The organism is Aliidiomarina sp. B3213, from assembly GCF_003290085.1.
Classification (GTDB): domain Bacteria; phylum Pseudomonadota; class Gammaproteobacteria; order Enterobacterales; family Alteromonadaceae; genus Aliidiomarina.
Genome location: NZ_QMKJ01000001.1, coordinates 301,300 through 322,599, shown reverse-complemented (window position 1 = coordinate 322,599; position 21,300 = coordinate 301,300). Strand labels below are relative to the sequence as shown.

The 21,300-nt window shown below is 45.0% G+C and carries 21 protein-coding genes; 4 read left to right on the top strand and 17 right to left on the bottom strand.

The window, feature by feature from the left end:
• Positions 1 to 35 precede the first annotated feature (35 nt).
• The 4 genes from DQX04_RS01560 to rpoE are packed head-to-tail and all read right to left on the bottom strand — an operon-like array spanning position 36 to position 2,731.
• The gene (locus DQX04_RS01560) at positions 36 to 467 is read right to left on the bottom strand and encodes a SoxR reducing system RseC family protein (RefSeq protein WP_111914045.1); all 432 of its coding nucleotides are present in this window, start codon (positions 465 to 467) and stop codon (positions 36 to 38) included.
• Positions 464 to 1,477, bottom strand: a complete 1,014-nt coding sequence (locus DQX04_RS01555) for a MucB/RseB C-terminal domain-containing protein (protein ID WP_111914044.1) — start codon at positions 1,475 to 1,477, stop codon at positions 464 to 466. The genes DQX04_RS01560 and DQX04_RS01555 overlap by 4 nt, the downstream gene beginning before the upstream one ends.
• A 31-nt stretch (positions 1,478 to 1,508) precedes the next feature.
• Complete coding sequence (locus DQX04_RS01550) at positions 1,509 to 2,129, bottom strand: sigma-E factor negative regulatory protein (protein ID WP_111914043.1); 621 nt, start codon at positions 2,127 to 2,129, stop codon at positions 1,509 to 1,511.
• A gap of 20 nt (positions 2,130 to 2,149) precedes the next feature.
• Complete coding sequence (gene rpoE, locus DQX04_RS01545; protein WP_111914042.1) at positions 2,150 to 2,731, bottom strand: RNA polymerase sigma factor RpoE; 582 nt, start codon at positions 2,729 to 2,731, stop codon at positions 2,150 to 2,152.
• Positions 2,732 to 2,905: 174 nt separating this feature from the next.
• Between rpoE and nadB the strand changes: the two genes are divergently transcribed.
• Positions 2,906 to 4,504 carry an L-aspartate oxidase gene (nadB, locus tag DQX04_RS01540; protein ID WP_111914041.1) on the top strand — a complete coding sequence of 533 codons (1,599 nt, stop codon included), beginning with the start codon at positions 2,906 to 2,908 and terminating at the stop codon, positions 4,502 to 4,504.
• 7 nt (positions 4,505 to 4,511) lie between these two features.
• Here nadB and DQX04_RS12595 read toward each other — a convergent pair whose 3' ends face one another.
• Entirely contained in the window at positions 4,512 to 4,913 is a 402-nt protein-coding gene (locus DQX04_RS12595) for a protein YgfX (protein WP_368665638.1), read from the bottom strand.
• Positions 4,914 to 4,916: 3 nt separating this feature from the next.
• Entirely contained in the window at positions 4,917 to 5,189 is a 273-nt protein-coding gene (locus tag DQX04_RS01535; RefSeq protein WP_111914040.1) for a succinate dehydrogenase assembly factor 2, read from the bottom strand.
• A 175-nt stretch (positions 5,190 to 5,364) separates the two neighbouring features.
• Here DQX04_RS01535 and DQX04_RS01530 point away from each other — a divergent pair, with 175 nt between their 5' ends.
• A complete protein-coding gene (locus DQX04_RS01530; protein WP_111914039.1) occupies positions 5,365 to 6,237 on the top strand; it encodes a folate-binding protein YgfZ in 873 nt (290 codons plus the stop codon).
• A 17-nt stretch (positions 6,238 to 6,254) separates the two neighbouring features.
• The gene (locus DQX04_RS01525) at positions 6,255 to 6,740 is read left to right on the top strand and encodes a peptidylprolyl isomerase (RefSeq protein ID WP_111914038.1); all 486 of its coding nucleotides are present in this window, start codon (positions 6,255 to 6,257) and stop codon (positions 6,738 to 6,740) included.
• A gap of 88 nt (positions 6,741 to 6,828) precedes the next feature.
• Here the strand turns inward: DQX04_RS01525 and DQX04_RS01520 are convergent, their stop codons facing one another.
• The 5 genes from DQX04_RS01520 to DQX04_RS01500 all read right to left on the bottom strand — a co-directional run bounded on the left by DQX04_RS01520 (position 6,829) and on the right by DQX04_RS01500 (position 15,929).
• Positions 6,829 to 9,903: an efflux RND transporter permease subunit gene (locus tag DQX04_RS01520; protein WP_111914037.1), complete on the bottom strand. Its 3,075-nt coding sequence runs from the start codon at positions 9,901 to 9,903 to the stop codon at positions 6,829 to 6,831.
• A gap of 20 nt (positions 9,904 to 9,923) precedes the next feature.
• Positions 9,924 to 11,054, bottom strand: coding sequence for an efflux RND transporter periplasmic adaptor subunit (locus tag DQX04_RS01515; RefSeq protein WP_111914036.1), 1,131 nt, complete (start codon positions 11,052 to 11,054; stop codon positions 9,924 to 9,926).
• Positions 11,055 to 11,202: 148 nt separating this feature from the next.
• A complete protein-coding gene (gene sppA, locus DQX04_RS01510; protein ID WP_111914035.1) occupies positions 11,203 to 13,023 on the bottom strand; it encodes a signal peptide peptidase SppA in 1,821 nt (606 codons plus the stop codon).
• A gap of 90 nt (positions 13,024 to 13,113) precedes the next feature.
• Positions 13,114 to 13,572: a nucleoside deaminase gene (locus tag DQX04_RS01505; RefSeq protein WP_111914034.1), complete on the bottom strand. Its 459-nt coding sequence runs from the start codon at positions 13,570 to 13,572 to the stop codon at positions 13,114 to 13,116.
• Between the two features lie 131 nt (positions 13,573 to 13,703).
• Entirely contained in the window at positions 13,704 to 15,929 is a 2,226-nt protein-coding gene (locus DQX04_RS01500) for an NADP-dependent isocitrate dehydrogenase (protein ID WP_111914033.1), read from the bottom strand.
• A 309-nt stretch (positions 15,930 to 16,238) separates the two neighbouring features.
• On the opposite strand from DQX04_RS01500, the gene iscR reads away from it, so the two are divergent.
• The gene (iscR, locus tag DQX04_RS01495) at positions 16,239 to 16,697 is read left to right on the top strand and encodes a Fe-S cluster assembly transcriptional regulator IscR (protein WP_111914032.1); all 459 of its coding nucleotides are present in this window, start codon (positions 16,239 to 16,241) and stop codon (positions 16,695 to 16,697) included.
• Between the two features lie 12 nt (positions 16,698 to 16,709).
• Here iscR and DQX04_RS01490 read toward each other — a convergent pair whose 3' ends face one another.
• Genes DQX04_RS01490 through sufC form a run of 6 tightly spaced genes read right to left on the bottom strand, consistent with a single transcriptional unit; the run spans position 16,710 to position 21,300 of the window.
• Complete coding sequence (locus DQX04_RS01490) at positions 16,710 to 17,120, bottom strand: SufE family protein (protein ID WP_111914031.1); 411 nt, start codon at positions 17,118 to 17,120, stop codon at positions 16,710 to 16,712.
• A gap of 29 nt (positions 17,121 to 17,149) precedes the next feature.
• Positions 17,150 to 17,680 (bottom strand): putative Fe-S cluster assembly protein SufT, encoded by a 531-nt coding sequence (gene sufT / locus DQX04_RS01485; RefSeq protein ID WP_111914030.1) that lies wholly within the window; start codon positions 17,678 to 17,680, stop codon positions 17,150 to 17,152.
• A 1-nt stretch (position 17,681) separates the two neighbouring features.
• Positions 17,682 to 18,041 (bottom strand): iron-sulfur cluster assembly accessory protein, encoded by a 360-nt coding sequence (locus DQX04_RS01480; RefSeq protein WP_111914029.1) that lies wholly within the window; start codon positions 18,039 to 18,041, stop codon positions 17,682 to 17,684.
• 33 nt (positions 18,042 to 18,074) lie between these two features.
• Complete coding sequence (locus tag DQX04_RS01475; protein WP_111914028.1) at positions 18,075 to 19,298, bottom strand: aminotransferase class V-fold PLP-dependent enzyme; 1,224 nt, start codon at positions 19,296 to 19,298, stop codon at positions 18,075 to 18,077.
• Positions 19,295 to 20,545, bottom strand: a complete 1,251-nt coding sequence (gene sufD, locus DQX04_RS01470) for a Fe-S cluster assembly protein SufD (protein ID WP_111914027.1) — start codon at positions 20,543 to 20,545, stop codon at positions 19,295 to 19,297. Before sufD ends, DQX04_RS01475 begins: the two co-directional genes overlap by 4 nt.
• Positions 20,542 to 21,300 carry a Fe-S cluster assembly ATPase SufC gene (gene sufC / locus DQX04_RS01465; RefSeq protein WP_111914026.1) on the bottom strand — a complete coding sequence of 253 codons (759 nt, stop codon included), beginning with the start codon at positions 21,298 to 21,300 and terminating at the stop codon, positions 20,542 to 20,544. The genes sufD and sufC overlap by 4 nt, the downstream gene beginning before the upstream one ends.

Genomic DNA, 21,300 nt, shown 5'->3' with positions numbered 1-21,300 from the left:
CTGACTTTTGCAAGTTACCACAATCAAAGCCGACGCTAATCGACAGCTTTTATGGAAAGGGACTTTTGAATCCGAATATCACGGCGTCTGAAATAGGCTTTCAGCAGCCCAAAAGTTAATCCGCTACCCAACAGTCCCAGCAAAATACTTGTGAGCTCTTCCTGTGGTTGCAGCCAGTATCCTAATGATGCTCCTACAACGAGTCCGACAAGCGGCAACCCGTACATAAGAAAAGAAAAAACCATCATATCTTGCTCGGGTATCAATAGCTCAACACTGTCACCAATTTGCAATGGCTCCGTTGAATACACCGACACTATACCCTCTCTGTGCGGCATAGCTTTACTCAATAAACCGGTACCACAATGGCTTTGGTGTGAGCACCCTGAACAGCCTGACTTGATCTGAGTTTTAACTTCAATGTGTTGACCTTGAATGCTAGAAACTATTCCAAGTTCTCTAATCATTGACCGTTAACCCTCTCAACAGACCGGGCAACTCGCTCTGCCAATGGAATAGGAATTTTGCCGACAACGGTTACCGTAAAGGGTCCTTTATCCACCGAAACCACGGAATATAGGCTTTGTACACGCACCGGCGCGGGTCGCTCTTCACCAGAGTTCACATAAACAGAAAACTGGGTCATGCCATCAGAAAACAGCATATGGTCGGCTAGAGAGGTAAAGGGTGAAAGCTCTACCATTTGCTGCCTCACTAGCTGAAAACCAATAGGCTTACCTTCAACCACCCAACTTTGGGTTGAATCCGATTCGCGCCCTGTACTTAGCATTCTAGGCATTTGAACCTCAGAAACTGAGCGCTCTAAATCTTCAATCGGGTGTTGTTGATATTCAAAGTGGCTAAGTAAAACTTGGCTGAGCAACTCTCCCTGAGGCGCAAACGTTTTCGCACCAAGTAACATGCCAGTGTTACGGTCAATATAAAACGAATAATTGTAGCGCTCCGCATCTTTTGGAAGTAATCGAACATGAATCGCTTGGGTATCTAAAACACGCACCCCACCCGCAAGGACGATGTCGTACGACGAGGAAAGACGAGAAACGGGAGTGTGAATACCTTCAGGCCATGGACCTATAATGTGCGACCCCTCGGTCGAATATGAATCTCCCACAGACTGAAAGTAAGACAAGCGATTATTAACGCGAATTATGGGTTGAGGTGGACCGTCAAGCTGCTCCAGCACTTCTACTTCACCATTTTCCGCATTAACCGAGTGCAGCCAACGGTACATCTGCATTCCAAACGGGTCTATGGCTACAAATTTTGCTGAAAAATTTAGTGTTCTCAGGGCTTCTTGCATGCGTGAAAACCAGGCTTCCCCGGCTTCACGTGCATCTAAACGTTGTGGCGGGTCTTGTTGCGGCAATTCGTCTTCAGATTGCGCAAATGCTGTTGGTTGCAGCAGCATAACCACACCAACAACAGTGAATAAAAAGCAACTTATTCGACTACGCATCAAAAACTAAAACCTCATACCCTAGCTAAAACTATGGATTGTTCTGCTCTTCTTCAAGCTCTGAAGTTTCAGGCTCAGAAACCTGCTGAGACTGAACTTGCATATAGTGGTTTTGCAGATAAGACTGAATTTGCATACGCATACGCATACGCTCTATATCTTGTTCTGAATACTGGCTTTGCTGTGGTACCACTGCGTCATAACTTACTGGGTTTATCGTTCCCCCAAGCGGCATAGTTTGCAGCACAGGAGTTGCGGCTTGGTTTGTAACCTCAGCGCTACCCGTTGTTCCCAGTGTTGAACCATCGTCAATACGTTGATACTGCATTACGCCAACAACCGTAATAAGTGCCACGCTCGCGGCAACAGCAACGTTGGCTGCTGGCTTCAGCCATTGTTTAAAATTAACAACGGCTTTGCGACCAGAGTTAGGGGCCAAAATTGGAGGCTCCTGCTCTACCACGCTGGCTACAGCTGCAGAAATATCAACAGGTCCACCATGGTACTCTCCGCGAATCGCCGAGCGTAATACATGGTAGCGCGCCCATGTTTCTCGCTGTTCACTACTTTCGACTAGCGCATCAACACTTTCAGACGTAACTTCAAAGTCGTCCGTTAAGCCTGAAAGATGCTCATGTTGATGTTTGGTCATATTCAAGATCCTCAAATCGTTTACTCTTGATCTAACAAGGGCCGAATGCGTTCATCAATGGCTTCACGCGCTCGAAATATCCTTGAACGAACGGTCCCAATAGGACAGTCCATAGTTTGTGCGATCTCTTCGTACCCCAGCCCATCAAGCTCTCTCAGAGTAATCGCTTGTTTTAAGTCATCTGGTAAATCGTCTATCGCCTTCATCACAGTCTGCTTTAGCTGATCAGACATCATTAAGCTTTCCGGCGTTGCGATTTCCTTTAATGCCTGTCCTTGCTCCATAAATTCAACGTCTTCAATATCAACGTCTGAACCGACAGGTTTACGACTCCTTGAAACTAAATAATTTTTCGATGTATTCACCGCAATACGATACAGCCAGGTATAAAACGCACTTTCACCTCTAAAATTAGGGAGTGCACGATACGCTTTTATAAATGTTTCTTGCGCCACGTCGGCTACGTCACCAGGTTGTTTTACGTACCTAGACACAAGACTCATTATTTTGTGCTGATACTTCTTTACCAACACATCAAACGCACGTTGATCACCTCGCTGTACTCGCTCAACCAGCTTTTGATCAATTTCTTGTTCGCTCATCAGAGCCCACTCTCTCCTCGACTGAACTTCCTAGTTTTCCATGCTTTGAAGCAGGCTCTTACATCGTTATGTAACATCTAGACACACACTACTTCGAAAAGTTCGCATTTTTTTTCTAATGAAGGGTAAAATTAGTAATTAAACATACAATATCTTATCAAGGTTCTTTGCGCTATGTACTCATGCGATGTGCTCATCATTGGAAGTGGAGCAGCCGGTTTGTCTTTGGCTTTACAAAAAGCTAAGACCGCAGATGTCATTGTTTTGTCGAAAGGGCCATTAAAAGAAGGCTCTACTTATTACGCTCAGGGCGGCATTGCTGCGGTATTCGACGAAAATGACAGTATTGAGTCCCATGTAGAGGACACCTTACGTGCCGGCGCAGGTATTTGTAATCGCGAAGTTGTTGAATATACAGCTTCACACGCTAAAGAAAGCCTCCAATGGCTCATCGAGTTGGGAGTAGCTTTCGACCAAGAAAAATCCGACGACGGTAGCGCAAAGTTTCACCTTACACGCGAAGGTGGTCATAGCCATCGAAGAATTTTGCATGCTGCGGACGCGACAGGAAAGGCAGTACAAACAACTTTGGTTGAACAAGCGTTGGCTCACCCAAGAATTCAAGTCCTCGAAAACTACAATGCGGTAGACCTAATTTTAGCTACGGTGAATGAGCAAAGACGTTGTGTGGGTGCATATGTTTGGGACCGCGAAAGCGAATGTGTTCATACGATTAGCGCTAAATTCACTGCACTTTGCACTGGCGGCGCCAGTAAGGTTTACCAATACACATCAAACCCCGATGTTGCGAGTGGCGATGGTATTGCCATGGCCTGGCGAGCCGGTTGTCGTGTGGCGAATATGGAATTTAATCAGTTTCACCCCACTTGTTTGTACCACTCGCAAGCCCAAAACTTTTTGTTGACCGAGGCATTACGTGGCGAAGGCGCGTATTTAAAACGCCCTGACGGAACACGGTTTATGCCTGACTTTCACGAAGCAGCAGAACTAGCGCCCAGAGACGTAGTTGCACGCGCGATTGATTTCGAGATGAAGCGTCTAGGTGCTGATTGCATGTATTTAGACATCTCACACAAAGAACCAGAATTTATTCGTCAGCATTTCCCTAATATCTATGAAAAGTGCAAGAGCCTAGATATTGATATTACTCGCGAACCCATGCCAGTTGTTCCTGCAGCCCACTACACTTGTGGCGGCGTAATGACAGACCTAAACGCACAAACCGACATAGAGTGCTTGTATGCTATTGGTGAAGTGGCATATACGGGACTTCATGGTGCGAATCGTATGGCGAGTAACTCACTTCTCGAGTGCGTAGTATTTGCCCGTGCAGCGGCAAAGCATATGCTGGAGAATATGGCTGAAATAGCGATACCCACAAATCTTCCTGAATGGGACGAAAGCCAAGTTACAGACTCTGACGAAGAAGTCATTATTCAGCATAACTGGCACGAATTACGTTTGTTTATGTGGGACTACGTGGGCATTGTGCGCTCAAATAAGCGCTTAGAGCGCGCGGCTCGCCGCGTAGAGTTACTTCAGCATGAAATTCACGACTACTATTCAAACTTCAAAGTTCGAAATAACTTGTTAGAACTGAGGAATCTAGCCCAAGTTGCTGAACTTATAATAAAAAGTGCACAGCAACGGAAAGAAAGTCGTGGTTTACATTACACACTGGATCATCCTGAAACTCATTCGACTTCAGAGCCTACGGTACTGATACCTTCTAAGGGCAATTTACCCCGTTAATACACTTCTAGTAGTTAATATCATTGGCGACGCGGCGTAACCGTCGCCAATCTCTCATTGCGTACTGATCTCGCCAGAGTAATATCCACTGCGGTGTTTGTCGGCGATAGCGCACATGCAACCAAATACAAATGGGCGTAATTAGCGCCGGCCTTAAAATTATAAAGTGTGTGTCCGCTGAGTCATTCATTCCTACTCCTTCAGCCGAAACAAAGAATGTCGGTGAAATACAGGTTGCTTTTAAATAGCTTCTTAAAAGCAGCTTGGAGGAAAGGACTCCAAGTAGGGAAAGTGAGGGAGAAATAATAAGAAAAACGGCAGATACCATACAAAGAACTAAACAGAGGTCTGCGAACTTAAGAGCAAACGCAGACCGCTGTGAAGCAAATAACCAGTATTTACGCGTCAAAGATTAAACTTTTACCCTTTTCAGCATCAACTCAACCATGCCCGCCAGCTCTGGATCAGGACATTTCTGATGCCCCATAAACCAGGCAAATAAGTCGGGGTCGTCACAGGTAATTAAGCGTCTGAAAACGGCTTGTTGCTCATTGCTAAGTGCATCGTAAGCTTCGTCGACAAAGGGTTCAAACAACACGTCTAGCTCTAACATGCCTCTGCGACACGCCCAACGCAATCGGCGTTTATCTTTTAGCTTTTCTTCTGATTGACGAACTAAATCCATGCCCTACCTCAAATGGTCAATTCAGTGATGACATAAAGTTTATCAAAATTAATCGCTTCGAGCTTTATTTTCATTGTAATTCATCAGCTAAATCCCATATTAACCATTAGTCTTACAATTTATGTTCGTTATCAAAGAAGTTACACTGACGGAAATTATTTGAGAGGTACCAGCAATGGATTTGAGTCCCCACCTTCCCCAAGAAACGATTAAGTTTCCTGTTTCAAGCTTAAATTTACTTAAAGTATCAGGTGCCGACGCGGTAACTTATCTACAAGGCCAACTTACGTGCAACGTGAAAACTTTAGAAAATGGTCACTGGATTCCAGGGGGCTATTGCACAGTACAAGGAAAATTACTAAGTGCATTTCGTGTGGGCAAATTTAACGACGAGTTCTTAATTATTCTCCCCGCTGATAACGCAGAGTTGGTTTTAACTAATCTAAAAAAGTTTGGAGTATTTAGCAAAGTTGAGATTACCGATGAAACCCACCGCTTTATATTTAGTGCTGCATGGTCAAGCAACTCGTCAAATAATTCGGGAACTCTTGAATACAGTGAAGAAAGCTTAATTTGGAATATAGCTCCGAGTATTACTCTAACTGTTGAAGAAAGTGATAAAGCACAATCAGAGGATAGCGATAATGTTTGGCAACAAGCCATGTTCGCTACCAATTGGATAGATGTTCCAAGCACAATGCTGGGGGAACAACTTCCACAAGCGTTTAACCTTGACGTTAACGACGGTATCAACTTTAAAAAAGGTTGTTACTTGGGACAAGAAGCGGTAGCTAGAATGCACTATCGTGGCCAAACAAAGCGTCGCGCTAGCCGCTTTTTAGGGAACGCGGACGTATTACCTAGACCTGGCGAAACACTTCAAACAAAAGTTGGGGAAAACTGGCGCCGTGCGGGTGCGATTCTTAGCGCAGTACGTTATCATGACGGGGTCGTCGCGCTTGTTGCGCTGGTGTCTGTCGATTTAGAAGCATCAGCACAATGTCGCGTAGAGGGACAGGACGACAGTCAATTCACCCGCTGTCCCTAATAAACGGAAAAGATTTCATGAGTGATACAATCAGCCAAGATAAAGCCGTTACAATTCATTATGCCGTAAAGAGCCCTAATGGAGACGTGTTAGACCAATCTTCTGAAGAACGTCCACTAGCGTTCATCTTTGGTCGTGGCATGCTCATTCCAGGACTTGAGAAGGCTCTAGAAGGCAAGACAACTGGCGACGAGCTTAGCACTGTTGTAGCAGCCGCTGAAGCATACGGCGAGCGCCACGATGGTCTGATTCAAACCGTTCCTAAAAACTTGTTCGGCGAACAAGAAGTAACGCCTGGCATGCAGTTTCGTGCAACAACCGACAATGGCGAACAGTCTGTAGTTGTTGTTGAAGTTAACGAATCTGAAGTTACTGTAGACGGTAACCATCCGCTAGCGGGAATGGACTTATCATTCGACGTTAAAGTTGTAGACGTACGCGACGCAACTGCGGAAGAGCTTGACCACGGTCATATTCATGGCCCAGGTGGCGTTGAACATTAATTTCAACGTTCTCCAATAAAAAACGGCGTAGCTTAAAAGCTTACGCCGTTTTTTTATGTCTTTAGTAGCTAAAAGAGCTACCGCAAGCTTAGCTTGCGGCAGGTTCAACTTCAGAGTCCGATGGTGTTCTGTCTTTCGCCAACACCATGTAGATAGCCGGTACTACGAATAATGTAAACAAAGTACCAATTGTCATACCCGATGCGATGATCAGACCCATTGCGAATCTTGAGGCAGCACCAGGGCCACTAGCTACCAACAGTGGAAGCATCGCAAGTACAGTGGCCGCGGTCGTCATCAGAATCGGACGTAGACGAATTGATGCAGACATTTCTATAGCTTCACGCTTAGACTTGCCCTCTTCTTGCAACTGGTTAGCAAATTCCACAATCAAGATACCGTGTTTAGCAATCAAGCCAATCAGCGTAACCAAGCCTACCTGAGTATAAATATTCAAACTGGTAAAGCCTAAGCTTACAAAGATTAAAGCACCACAAATACTCATGGGTACCGTCACAAGTACAATAATCGAGTCTTTGAATGATTCAAATTGCGCAGCTAGAACCAAGAAGATAATCACCAACGCAAAGAAGAAAGTTACAACAAGCTGCTGCCCTTCTGTCTTAAATTGACGCGATTGCCCTGCATAGTCGACGACAACACCGTCTGGCATTATTTCCGCAGCTGAAGTCTCTAAAATATTCAGAGCTTCACCCAGAGAAACGCCTGGTCTCGGAATACCTGATATCTTCACCGCATTTAGCTGCTGGAAGCGGTTCAATTGTCTTGGTTGAACAGAGCTTTCTAAAGACACCAAAGTATCTAAAGGAATAAGCTCGCCCTGCTGGTTCCTTGTATAGAAGTTCTTCAAGCTCTCAGCGGTAAGTCGTTCACCACGTTGCACTTGAGGAATAACTCTGTACGAACGGTTTTCCAGCGCAAACCTTCCCGCATAGGCCCCTGCCATTAACGAGCCAACGTCTGCAGACAGTTGCGCCATGTCCACACCCATCAAGGAAGCTTTTTCCCGATCAATAAGGATTGTTTCGCGCGGACGGTCGATGCTCAAGTCAGTATCGAGCATAATAAAGCGCCCCTGGCTCATCGCATCTTGCATGATTTCATTAGCGACCTCTTGCAAGGTTTCAAGAGGCTGCGTTGAACTCACCACAAACTCGACAGGTAAACCACCACCTGGACTTGGAAGTGAAGGAGGAACAATCGCAAATACCTGTAAACCTGGAATTTGGTCTACAAAAGGTTGAATGTCTTCATTTAACACTTCTTGAGTTGAACGCTCACGCTCACTCCATGCTTGCAAGCCCAAACCTGTACCAGCGGTGTTCGACCCCATCATGCCGTTAATAACAAACGCCATTTCAATTTCTTCGACGTCTTGTTGTAGAGCAGCAAACTGGTCTGTGTTTTGTTCTACATAATCTAGTGTTGCATAACTGTCTGCTTCACTGATCATGAAAACAAAGCCTAAGTCTTCTTGCGGTTCAAGCTCAGAACTACTGCTCGCAAACAAGAAGTAGCATGAAATAAGAATCAAGATACCAAACAGAACCAGCACCGACTTAGTTTCTAAAGCACCATGAAGTGTGCGTTTATAACGTCCATTCAGGTTATTAAAACGCGTGTCTAGCCACTGTTCGAATTTAGGTTTCTGCGACCCGTCACGATGAGAGCGCAACATGCGCGAGCACATCATAGGTGACAAGGTTAGTGCAACAACACCAGAAAGAATTACGGTAGCCGCAAGGGTAAACGCAAACTCAACGAACAGCGTACCAGTTAATCCACCGATAAACCCAATCGGAACGAATACGGCAACTAACGTAGTGGACATTACGATAATTGGGCCTGCTAACTGACGCGCACCTTTAATAGATGCCTCCATTCGCGACATGCCCTCTTCTAAATGACGCTGAATGTTTTCCAACATAATAATCGCGTCATCCACCACGATACCTATGGCGAGAACCATAGCGAGGAGCGTTAGCAAGTTAATCGAGAAGCCCAGCAGCAACATGAGGAAGAACGTGCCTACTAGCGAAAGCGGTACAGCAACAGCAGGAATAATTACCGAACGTAAAGAACCTAAGAAAGCGTAAATCACGGCAAGTACGATAACTAAAGCAAGCACAATGGTCATAACCACTTCGTCAATTGCATTTTCAATATACTCAGTAGAGTCGTATGAAATACTTGCGTGCAAGCCTTCTGGCAATTGAGTAATAATCTCGCTGTTCCACACCTCACGCACTTGCGCAATCACTTCAAGCGCGTTGGCATCAGGTGAAATTTCAATACCGATAAAAGTAGCTTTTTGGCCATTGTATCGAGCCGATGCGTTATAGCTTTCCGCACCCAGTTCAATTTCTGCAATATCAGCAAGTCTAACTACCGCATCGTCGTCGGAACGCACAATCAGTGCTTCAAAGTCTTCTACTGAACGTAGGTCTGTGTCTGCATTCACGTCTACAGCTACACGTTGGCCTTTGGTACGTCCAACGGCTGAAAGTACATTATTGCGACCAAGTGCACCCATAACTTCCGAGCCGGTAACGTTCATTGCAGCCATACGCGCTGAATCTAGCCAGATCCGCATTGCGAACGTTTCGCCACCCAAAATTTGAGCACGTTGTACACCAGGAATCGTTGCCAGCTTCGGTTCCACTACCCGTACAAGGTAGTCTGTAATCTGGTTCCCTTCGAGAATGTCGCTGAAAAACGACAAGTACATTGCGGCGGTGTCTTGGCCCACGCTTAAGTTAACAACCGGCTCTTGCGCGTCTTCAGGTAAATCACTGCGCATTTTGTTCACTTGCGCAGCAATTTGCGTTAAGGCGTCATTTGGATCGTAATCCAACCGCAAGAAAGCCTGAATTGTACTCATACCGGCTGAAGACGACGATGTTATGTAATCGATACCTTCAGCTGCTGCAATTTCACGCTCGAGAGGTGTTGTAATAAAGCCCTGTACTAAGTCAGCATCGGCGCCAATGTAGGCTGTAGTAACAGTTACAGCAGCATTTTGAATTTCTGGAAACTGACGTACATTCAAGTCAAGCATGGCACGCAAGCCGACGAGGAACATCAGCAAGCTTATAACCGTTGCAAGGACCGGCTTACGAATAAATATGTCGGTAAATTTCATAGTCTACTAACCGTTCCTTGTTACTCGTTGTCAGGAGTTGGAGCTGTCTCTTCTGGTGGCTGGTACGCTGGGTTATCGTTTATTTGCACTGGAACGCCGTTTCTCAACTTAAGCAACCCAGACGTAGCCACACGTTCGCCTAGCTCTAAACCTTCAATAACCTCTACCATATCGCCACGCTCTTGACCTGTTCTGATCAGGCGTTGCTGCACTGACAATCCAGAGCTCGACTCCTCTGATTCGCTAATGACGTATACAACGTTACCGTAAGGGTTAAACTGTATAGCAGTACGAGGAATCATCTTCACCGAGCGAGGCTCACCTTGCGTCAGTTCAACTCGGCCAAACAAACCAGAACGTAGTTTGTTCTCTGGGTTGTCTACAGTCGCCTGCACTTCAAAAGTACGAGTTGCACTATTTACACGTGGTTCAAGCGCACTAATAGTTCCCACAAACGTTTGGTCGTTATAAGCGTCGGCGACAATCGAAACAGAATCACCTTCGTTCACCGTGCCCAAAAAACGCTCAGAAAGAGTGAAATTCAAGTAAATAGGATTAAAAGACTCAAGGTAAACTAAGCTTTGGCCTGCATTTACAAATTGCCCAAGGTGTACGCGGCGAATCCCCACTAAACCACTGAAAGGTGCGCGTATTGTTTTGCGATCAATTAAGGTTTGCTGAGCCTTAACTGCAGCCTGAGCTTGCTGTAACTGACTCTGTGCGCGCTGAATCTCTTGTTGCGACACGTTACCTTCGCCCACAAGAGGTTGTAGTCTGCGAACATCACGCTGCGCAATGTCTTCTGCCGCAAGTAAACGAGCTAGTTCAGCTTCGTCTATTTCGGTATCTAGTTGGAAAAGAACTTGACCGGCTTCAACCTGAACACCACTTTCAAATTCAATTGATTCAATAACGCCTGGGTACTGTGACGATACTTCAGTACCGTTCACTGGGTAGAATGTACCCACAGCCGTTAACGTACGAGACCAAGTGTCTTCTTTTACCTCGGTAGCCGTTGTTGTAACTGTAGGAATAGGCATATTGTCAAAGTAGTCATTCATGAAGTAACTGCCCACGGCTTTGTAGCCAAAGATTAGGCCGAATACTACTGCGGTAAGGACCAGCATGATGGTCATGCGTTTTGCTAACATTTACATTACTCCATGTAATATCGTTCGATTCTTTACGACCTCCATCATAACACAGCGGCTGTTACAGAATGAGTTCCCAAACGTTTAAAAAAAGTAATAAAAAAGCCCTAATGCACAGTTTGCATTAGGGCTTAATCAGGATAAAAACTTACTCACATTCTATACAACGAACGTAAGCTCCTCTTGGATCATTAAACTGATTGAAGATTAAATATGCTTCGCGCATTTGTCCCATTACTTCTGGCATTGCAGCGTGTGACTGTCCCAAACCTAAGTCAGCGAATAACTGCTGCATAAACGAAGGTTCATAGCTTGGCCATTTAGCTTTTGGTGATTCTAGCCCCGCTAACTCACCAGCACGAGCAACAGCGTCTGCAAGTGTACCAAGCGTATCTACCAAGCCTAGCTCTAACGCTCTTTCGCCAGACCAAACCTGACCTTGAGCAACGGCATGCACTTCATCACGAGTCATACCACGAGCTTCACCAACAAGGTCTAAGAAGTCATCGTAAATCGCATCAATACTCGCCTGTACAACTGCGCCTAGCTCTGGAGTAATCGGTTGTGTTTGAGAAAATGCTGGGTAATTCGTGGTGCTAACACCATCAAAGTTGATGCCAACCTCTGCAAGCGTCTCATCTATGGTTGGAATCAAACCGAAAACGCCAATTGAGCCAGTAATGGTGCTTGGCGCAGCAATAATTTCGTCTGCACCTGCAGAAATCCAATAGCCACCTGAAGCAGCTACTGAGCTCATTGACGCAATAACAGGTTTACCGGCTTCGCGAAGGTTCAGTAACTCCTGACGAATAACCTCAGACGCGAATGCACTTCCGCCTGGGCTATCAACACGTAACACTACAGCTTTTACGTTGTCGTCAAAACGCGCATCACGAAGTTCGCTAGCTAAACGATCGCCACCAACTTCTGTAGGAAGGCCAGAACCGTCTACAATAGTACCTTTTGCAAAAATGATAGCTACTTGTTGATCACTACCGTTGCTTTCGAAGTTTTGGTTCGTTACTGAGTCTGGCAAAGTTTGCCAATACGTGCGGTGAGAAATCTGCACAAAAGAGTGATGCTCGTCGTCACGACCTGCTACTTCAATGATACGCTCGCGCATTTCTTCGCGGTGTAAAAGTTCATCCACCATACCGGTATTCAAAGCAGCCATAGCCATATCCATATCTGCCGCTTCAAGCTCAGCTAGAAAATCTTCAAAGTTACCTGAAACCATACGGTCAGAAATTTCACGAGCATCTTGTACCGTTACAAGATATTGCTGCCATTGCTCATTTAACCAACCACTCAAGTTTTCACGAGCTTCGTCAGACATTTCGCTAAGTAAGTACGGTTCAACCGCAGATTTATAATCGCCCACACGGAATACGTTTACTTTTACTTTCAGCTTCTCTAAAAGCTCTGCAAAATAAGGACGCTCAGAACGGAAACCTTCCAGCATTGCTCCGCCAAGTGGATTCAAAAACACATGGTCAGCTTGGCTAGCCAATAGGTATTGCGATTGGCTGTAGTTACTACCCATCGCATAAACAGGCTTACCACTTGCCTTAAATTCTTGAATTGCCTCAGCAAGCAACGTTACTTTGTTTAGCCCAGCACCCGAGAATTGACTGAGTTCAAGTACTAACCCTGAAATTCTGTCGTCTTGGCTTGCCTGCTCTAATGTGGTGATCAGTTCATACAACGACTCTGCAGGAGGCGCCGCGTTACCGAGCGCTTCTTCTATAGCCTTTTGAATCGGGTCTTCAGATACCCGAAATTCAACTAAGGTTCCTTTAGGGGCGAGTACCAACATTGCACCCTCTGGAACTTCCGGCTCTTCACTCGGTGAAAATATCGCTGAAACAACGAAGATAATAACCAATACCGTCAAGATATGCGCAACATAGCGACGTAAATTCGAAAGTATGGTTCCTAATTTCCCAAAAATGGAAGCTAAAAATTTCATAAATTGCTCCTCATGAGCATTAGTGGTTTATTGTTATTCTATCCAAGATTGCACAAGGGTTAACCAATAGAGTGTAACAACTCATTACAACTAGCTGTTGTGCCCAGGACACTCACCAATATCTTCATTCCAGATATCAGGGCGGCGCTCGATAAAGTCGGCCATAAGTTCAATACAACGTTCATCATTAAGCTCGATAACGTTAACACCGGCTTCTCGCAACCACTCTAAATGGCCAGAGAAGTTTCTAGACTCACCTACAACCACCGTACCTATATTGAATTGGCGAATTAAACCAGAGCAATACCAGCACGGGGCCAAGGTCGTCACCAAGGTTTTATTGCGATAGTTAGTTTGTCTACCTGCCTTGCGAAAAGCATCTGTTTCACCATGTACAGAAGGGTCGTTGTCTTGAACACGACGATTTCGCCCTTTCCCCAAAAGTGAACCGTCTTCATCAAAAAGTGCAGCGCCTACCGGTACGCCCCCCTCTTCATAGCCACGCCGAGCTTCCTTCAACGCTACATCTAACATGTCTTGTTCTGTCATAACTGCATTCCCATATGAATCTCAATAAAAACATTACCCTTGTCTTAGCAAGCTGACAATAGAACAAATAACAAAAAAGCCCATCGTTCACACGATGGGCTTTTAGAAGTTCGACTAGATACTTTAATCGATTATAAGGCAGCTAGTGCTTCATTAAGCTTCTGGCAAGGGCGCATAGCTTTTGACACAAGCTCACTGTTTGGCTGATAGTAACCACCAATTTCTACAGCTACACCTTGAACTTGGTTTAGTTCATCAATGATAGCTTGCTCATTTTCAGTAAGGTTTTGCGCTAAAGGCTTAAAGCGTTCCTGCAGTTCGGTGTCCGTTGACTGGTTTGCAAGAGCCTCTGCCCAATACATTGCTAAGTAGAAGTGGCTACCACGGTTGTCGATTTCACCCGCTTTACGCGAAGGCGACTTGTTATTTTCTAGAAACTTCGCAGTTGCAGCGTCTAGCGTGTCCGCAAGAACCTGTGCTCTAGCGTTTCCAGTCACCCGACTTAAATGTTCGAAAGAAGCTGCCAATGCTAAGAACTCACCTAGCGAGTCCCAGCGTAAGTGGTTTTCTTCAACAAATTGCTGAACATGTTTCGGAGCAGAACCACCAGCACCTGTTTCAAACAAACCACCACCATTCATAAGTGGAACAATAGACAGCATTTTCGCTGACGTATTCAACTCAAGAATAGGGAATAAGTCAGTAAGGTAATCACGTAATACGTTACCCGTTACTGAAATGGTGTCTTTACCGTCTTTCATGCGCTGCAATGAATGGCGTGTTGCTTCAACAGGACTAAGAATTTGAATATCTAAACCAGTCGTGTCGTGCTCTTGCAGATACGCTTCAACTTTCGCGATCAACTCTCGGTCGTGTGCGCGTTCGCTGTCTAACCAAAATACTGCTGGCATGCCACTTTGCGAAGAACGTGTAACCGCAAGCTTAACCCAGTCGCGAATTGGTGCGTCTTTTACCTGGCACATGCGCCAGATATCACCCTGCTCAACACTATGAGAGAAAACAATCTCACCGTCTTCGTTCAATACTTTGACTGTACCGTTAGAAGGAATTTCAAAAGTTTTGTCGTGTGAACCGTACTCTTCAGCTTTTTGAGCCATCAAACCAACGTTAGGTACTGTACCCATAGTCGCAGGGTCAAACGCACCATTTTCTTTACAGAAATTAATGGTTTCTTGATAAACGCCTGCATAACAACGATCTGGAATCATTGCTTTGGTATCAGCCTGAGTATTGTCTGGAGTCCACATTTTACCTGAGTCACGAATCATAGCAGGCATTGACGCGTCAATGATGATGTCACTTGGTACGTGCAGGTTAGTAATACCCTTGTCAGAGTTAACCATAGCTAGTGCTGGGTTCGTGTTATAAACCGCAAGTAAGTCTTCGCGAATTGCGTCCGCTTTGTCGGCTGGTAGCTTCTCTAACTTCGCGTACAAGTCTCCAATACCGTTAGTCGCGTCAAAACCTACAGCTTTTACATCGTCAGCATATTTAGCCAATACGTCTTTGTAGTAAACACGCACAGCATGACCGAACATGATAGGGTCAGAAACCTTCATCATGGTCGCTTTAAGGTGAAGTGAAAGTAAAACGTCTTCTTGCTTTGCTGCAGCTGTTTCTTTCTCATAGAACTCAACTAGCTTTTGCTTGTTCATTACGGCTGCGTCAACAACTTCACCTTCTTGCACTTTTACGCCGTCTTTCAAAACTGTCTCAGAGCCGTTGCTCTCAAGTACAATTTTCAAAGAGCCAGCTGCAGGCATAGTTGCAGATTGTTCGCTGCTATAGAAGTCACCGTCTTGCATATGAGCTACGTGAGTTTTTGAATCTGACGTCCAAGCCCCCATTTTGTGCGGATGCTTTTTCACGTAGTTCTTTACAGAGCTTGGTGCACGACGGTCCGAGTTACCTTCACGAAGCACTGGGTTAACCGCACTTCCTTTTACTTTGTCGTAACGCGCTTTAATATCTTTTTCTTCGTCGTTTTGCGGCTCAAAAGGATAGTCTGGTAGCGCATACCCTTGGTTTTGAAGCTCTTTAATCGTTGCAGTTAGCTGAGGGATAGACGCAGAAATGTTTGGAAGCTTAATAATGTTTGCTTCAGGGGTTTTCGCAAGCTCCCCTAGCTCAGTTAACGCGTCAGCAATACGCTGATCTTCGTTCAAGTATTCTGGAAATACAGCCAATACGCGACCGGCTAGTGAGATATCACGGGTTTCAACTGAAACACCTGCTGCTTTTGCAAAGCTTTGGATAATCGGCAGCAAAGAATACGTAGCTAAACGTGGCGCTTCGTCTGTTTCAGTATAAATAATCGTAGATTTATTCGTTGACATAGTCATTCCTATTCGTGAAATCACCCTTCAGTAAGCGGTGTTATAGGCCAGATACGGGGCGCATATTATCGCACCATGGCGTAAAATTTTCAATTTCCTCAAACGCTTCTAGAGCGCTGTCTCGAATTCTTATATTGAGTCTTCCTAGACCGATTTCAAGAACACGCTCAATATCAATGCATGTTGCTCATAAACCTGAACAAAACAGCGTCTTTTAGCCTGTTTACATACTTGACTAAATTAGTCGGATTATGGGATTCTAACACTGTTATATGACCCCATGGTTAACGTGCAGTTAGTGAGAAAATTATGAGACTAACATCTAAAGGACGATACGCTGTTACCGCTATGTTAGACGTAGCACTTCATGGCAACGAAGCACCCGTTCCTCTCTCAGACATAGCTTTAAGGCAAGGCATTTCCTTGTCATATCTAGAGCAGTTGTTTGCAAAGTTACGTAGAGCCTCAATAGTCCAAAGCATTCGTGGACCTGGTGGTGGGTACAAGCTTCTAAAAGATCCTGAAGAAGTGTCTGTAGGTCATATAATTCAAGCGGTAAATGAGTCTGTAGACGCAACCAAGTGTCACGGTAAAAGCAATTGCCACGCTGGCGAACAATGTATCACCCACCATTTGTGGACAGATTTAAGTGATCGCATAGCAGACTTTCTTGATGAAATTTCCCTCGCAAGCCTGATGACGCGCTCTCAGCAGGAACAAGCGGCAGTTATTACGGATAAACAACGTATTCCGGTTCAGCCTGCCTAACGGGAACTTGGGTTAAACTTTTGCGCTGGCTAACGATTTAATTTGTCCGACTATCGCGCGCAATCCGTTTCCACGCGTTGGTGAAATGTGGTTTTCTAAATCTAACGATTGGAAATACGCATCAATATCGAAGGCTAAAATATCTTCAGGTTTTTTCTCATTGTACGCGGCAAGTACAAGCGCTAATAAACCACGAACAATAAGCGCGTCGCTGTCTGTCCGAAAGGCTAAAACATCACCTTTGGTCTCATCGATCAACCACACATCGCTTTGACAACCTTTAACTTTATACTCAGGTTGCCTTTCACTCTCGTCTAATTTCGGTAAAGCCTTACCCAAATCAATAATGTATTGGTAACGGGATTCCCAGTCGTCGAGAAACTCAATATCTTCAACGATGTCGTTTGGCGACGGTAGCTTCATGTTCTGTCAATTTCCGTTTTTATTACGCTTTAAAAGAATAAACCGGCTTCGAGCTGCGCTTCTTCGCTCATTTTATCTCTAGACCAAGGAGGATCGAACACTAAGTTGACCTTCACAGCGTCAACATTAGGAACCATACCAACACGGTACTCTACGTCACCTACAAGCACGGGGCCCATGCCACAACCTGGTGCAGTTAGAGTCATATCGATATCAACCGCTTTGCTCTCTTGATCAATGCTCACTTTGTAAATCAACCCCAGTGACACAAGGTTGATGGGTATTTCTGGGTCATAAACCGTTTCTAACGCATCCCAAACCTGTTGCTCAACAATCTCATCTTGTTCAGGCTCATCAAAAGACAACGTTAATGCTTTTCGACCAATAGCGTCTGCATCGGTACCGTCTATACGCAGCATGTTACCACGCCATGTCACGGTATAATTACCACCCAAGTCTTGGGTTATATTAACGAACTCCCCTGCCGGAATAGTTTCTTTCTGGCCAGAGGGTACTCGTCTTGCTTCAACACTGCGCGTAACCGAAACAATTTTATGCATGTTAATTCACACTAAAGCTTTCGCCACAACCACACTCGTCGATCACGTTAGGGTTGTTAAATTTAAGCACGCCATTCACACCTTCAAATACGTAATCAATCTCCGTATTTTTCAGCATCGGTATAGCGTCTTGAGCCACTGCTACGGTAACTTTGTCCGATACCTCGAGAACAATGTCATCTTCTTCGGCATGTTCTGCATAGTCAACGACATACGCAAAACCTGTGCAACCACTAGGTTTTGTGGAAAAACGAATAATTTGCTCAATACCCGCTTTAGCTAATTTCGACTCAAAATGACGAACAGCTTCCGGTGTAACAGTAATTACCGCTGAGTCAGGTACAAAAGTTTCAACAGACATTTAATACTCCCTACTTCTACAATGCATTTAGCATTACATCAGCATCGTTTGGGCTTTTTTCAACGCGTTAAAGAACACGTCAATTTCTTGCTTAGTATTGTATAAAGTAAATGAAGCGCGCGCGGTTCCTGGAACACCTAGGCGAGCCATTAACGGTTGTGCACAGTGGTCGCCAGTTCGAATAGCAACCCCTTGACGGTCTAAAATAAAACCAATATCTGCTGGGTGCACACCTTCAATCACAAAACTAAACACACCAATTTTGTTCGGCGAATTACCTACTAATCGTAATCCTTCTATTTCACTTGCTTTGGCAACCGCATAACTCATAAGTTCAGCTTCATAAGCTTTCACGGCTTGGCTATCAAATTGGCTAAACCATTCCAAAGCGGCCGCTAAACCAATCGCACCGGCTATGTTTGGCGTACCAGCCTCTAAGCGATTAGGCAACTTACCCCAAGTAGCGTCTTGGTAGGTCACTGTGGCGATCATTTCACCACCGGTTAACCATACAGGCCAATTTTCTAAAACTTCATAACGTCCCCATAGCACGCCTATGCCGGTAGGTCCGAACACTTTATGGCCTGAAAATGCGTAGAAGTCACAGCCAATAGCTTGCACATCAACGTCACCGTGGGCAACCCCCTGTGCTCCATCTATTAACACCAGAGCTTTTGGCGCCACCTGACGTACAGCTTTTACCATATCGATGACAGGGTTAACGGTTCCCAACGCATTAGAAATATGCGGAAAAGACGTAAAACGAGTATTTTCCGACAACTGCGCCTTAAAAGCCTCTAGCGTCAGTTCGCCTGAGTCTTCTATACTTGCTACTTTTAACGTCGCGCCAGATTTCTTACATGCCTGCTGCCAAGTCACTAGATTCGCATGATGTTCAAGTTCAGTAACAACAACTTCGTCACCAGCTTGTAACTGTTCAGCCATAGCTTTAGCAACAATATTAATGCCTTCGGTGGTACCGCTAGTCCAAATAATCTCTTCGACTCTTGCTGCACCAATAAATTTCTGAACAGTGCTTCTGGCATTCTCAAATTGGCGTGTCGCTTCATCCGACAAGAAATGCGCACCTCTGTGAACATTACTGTTGGTATTCGAGTAATAGTTTACCAATGCATCAATAACAACCTGTGGCTTTTGCGTGGTTGCCGCATTGTCTAAATACACCAAAGGATTGTTATGCACTTCACGAGCAAGAATTGGGAACTGCTTACGAATTGCTTCGATATCTAAGCTCATTGGCGCCCCATTTCTTCAAAACGTGCGCGCAGTTGCGGTTGTAACCAGTTCGCTAACGCTTTATTTGGCATTTGGTTGACCAATTCTTGAATAAAGCCAAAGTTCAGCATAACTAACGCTTTTGACTTGTTAATGCCGCGCGATAGCATGTAATACAACGCTTCGTCTGAGATTTCTGCAACGGTTGCACCATGCGCACATTGTACATCGTCTGCATAAATTTCAAGCTCAGGCTTAGTATTAATTTGTCCACCCCGAGAAAGCAGCAGATTACGGTTATTAAGTTCCGCTAGTGTTTTCTGAGCGTCGCGATGAATGTGGATACGACCATTAAACGTTGCACGAGCTTTGTCACCTACAATTCCTCTGGCGTTTTCTTCAGAAGTACCATTGGGCATCGTGTGTTCAATATTAGTGTGTAGGTCGAAATGCTCTTTGTAACCCAGCAAATAGACAGCATTCATTTTCGCATGTGCGTGTTCTGCGGCATGAATAATGTCTACATCTAAGCGGCTTAGCTCACTGCCATAACCCACAACAGTGCTATTTAGCTTAGATTCATTATGCAATTTGAAATGACATCCACCCACATGAATAGCTTGGCCACCATGCAACGCGAAACGATAGTGTTCTAGTTCGGCTTTGTCACCAATAACATATTCAGAGAACACGGTATTTAAGCTTTGCTCACTGCCGGTCCCATGTTCAATAACAGAGCACTTTGCGCCTTCACCAAGTTGCACGAAAACACGACTATGCGCTTCTACGCCATCGAGTGTGTAGTTCACTACTCGAATCGGCTGCTCCACAACAGTACCTGCATCGACTTCAATAAACAGGCCGCTATTCGCCAAAACATCGTTCACCAACCCAAATAAATGATGACTGGGTTTCGCCGAGTTCAACTTCGCTGCTGCGCCTGCTTCTAATTCATTCAAAGCACAAATCGACACGCCGTTAGGTAATTTAAGATCAGCAATAGAGGTTTGCAGTGAACCGTTAACCATAACGATGTCGATACTATTTAGGTCATCAACTTCGGGTGCGTCGAACTGTTCAGAGACCTCTGCATTGGTTTTTAGCGACAACTTCTCAACCGGGTGCAAAGATGTGTAACGCCATGCTTCAGTACGGCGAGTAGGCCACGATATGTCCTTTAACTTTGCAAGAGAAGCCTCTCGCAATGACGACAACGTTCCTGCGTCAGCTGAGCTACGTTCTAAAACATTGGCAAGCCACTGACTCATGCAGTTGCCTCCTCACCTTTTTCTAGCCAAGCATAACCACTTGCTTCAACTTCTTTCGCAAGCTCTGGACCACCACTTTTAACAATTTTGCCGTCAGCAAGAATGTGTACAAAGTCAGGTTCAATGAAATCAAGTAAACGCTGGTAATGCGTCACGACAATGAAGCTACGCTTACCGTCACGTTGGCTATTTACACCTTCAGCTACAACCTTCAATGCATCGATATCTAAACCAGAGTCCGACTCGTCTAGAATAGCTAGTTTAGGTTGCAACAAAATAAGTTGCATGATTTCGTTACGCTTTTTCTCACCACCCGAGAAGCCTTCATTCACGCCGCGTTTTAGGAAGTCGAGAGGTAAATTCACGTGCTTACATGCTTCTTTCGCCAGCTTTAAAAACTCAGCTGCTGTATAAGCCTCTTCACCACGTGCTTCACGAACAGCATTAACCGACTCTTTCATAAATTCCATATTGCTCACGCCTGGAATTTCCACCGGATATTGAAATGCTAGAAACAAACCTGCTTGTGCGCGCTCGTCTACTTCAAGATCTAATAAGTCACGCTCTGCAAATACAACGTTTCCAGACGTTGCTTCATAACCTTCACGGCCAGATAATAAGTAACCTAAGGTACTTTTGCCGGCGCCATTCGGCCCCATGATCGCGTGAACTTCGCCTTCACTAATTTCTAGGTTCAGTCCTTTTAGAATCTCTTTGTCTTCAACACTTACGTGTAAATTTTTAATCGATAACAT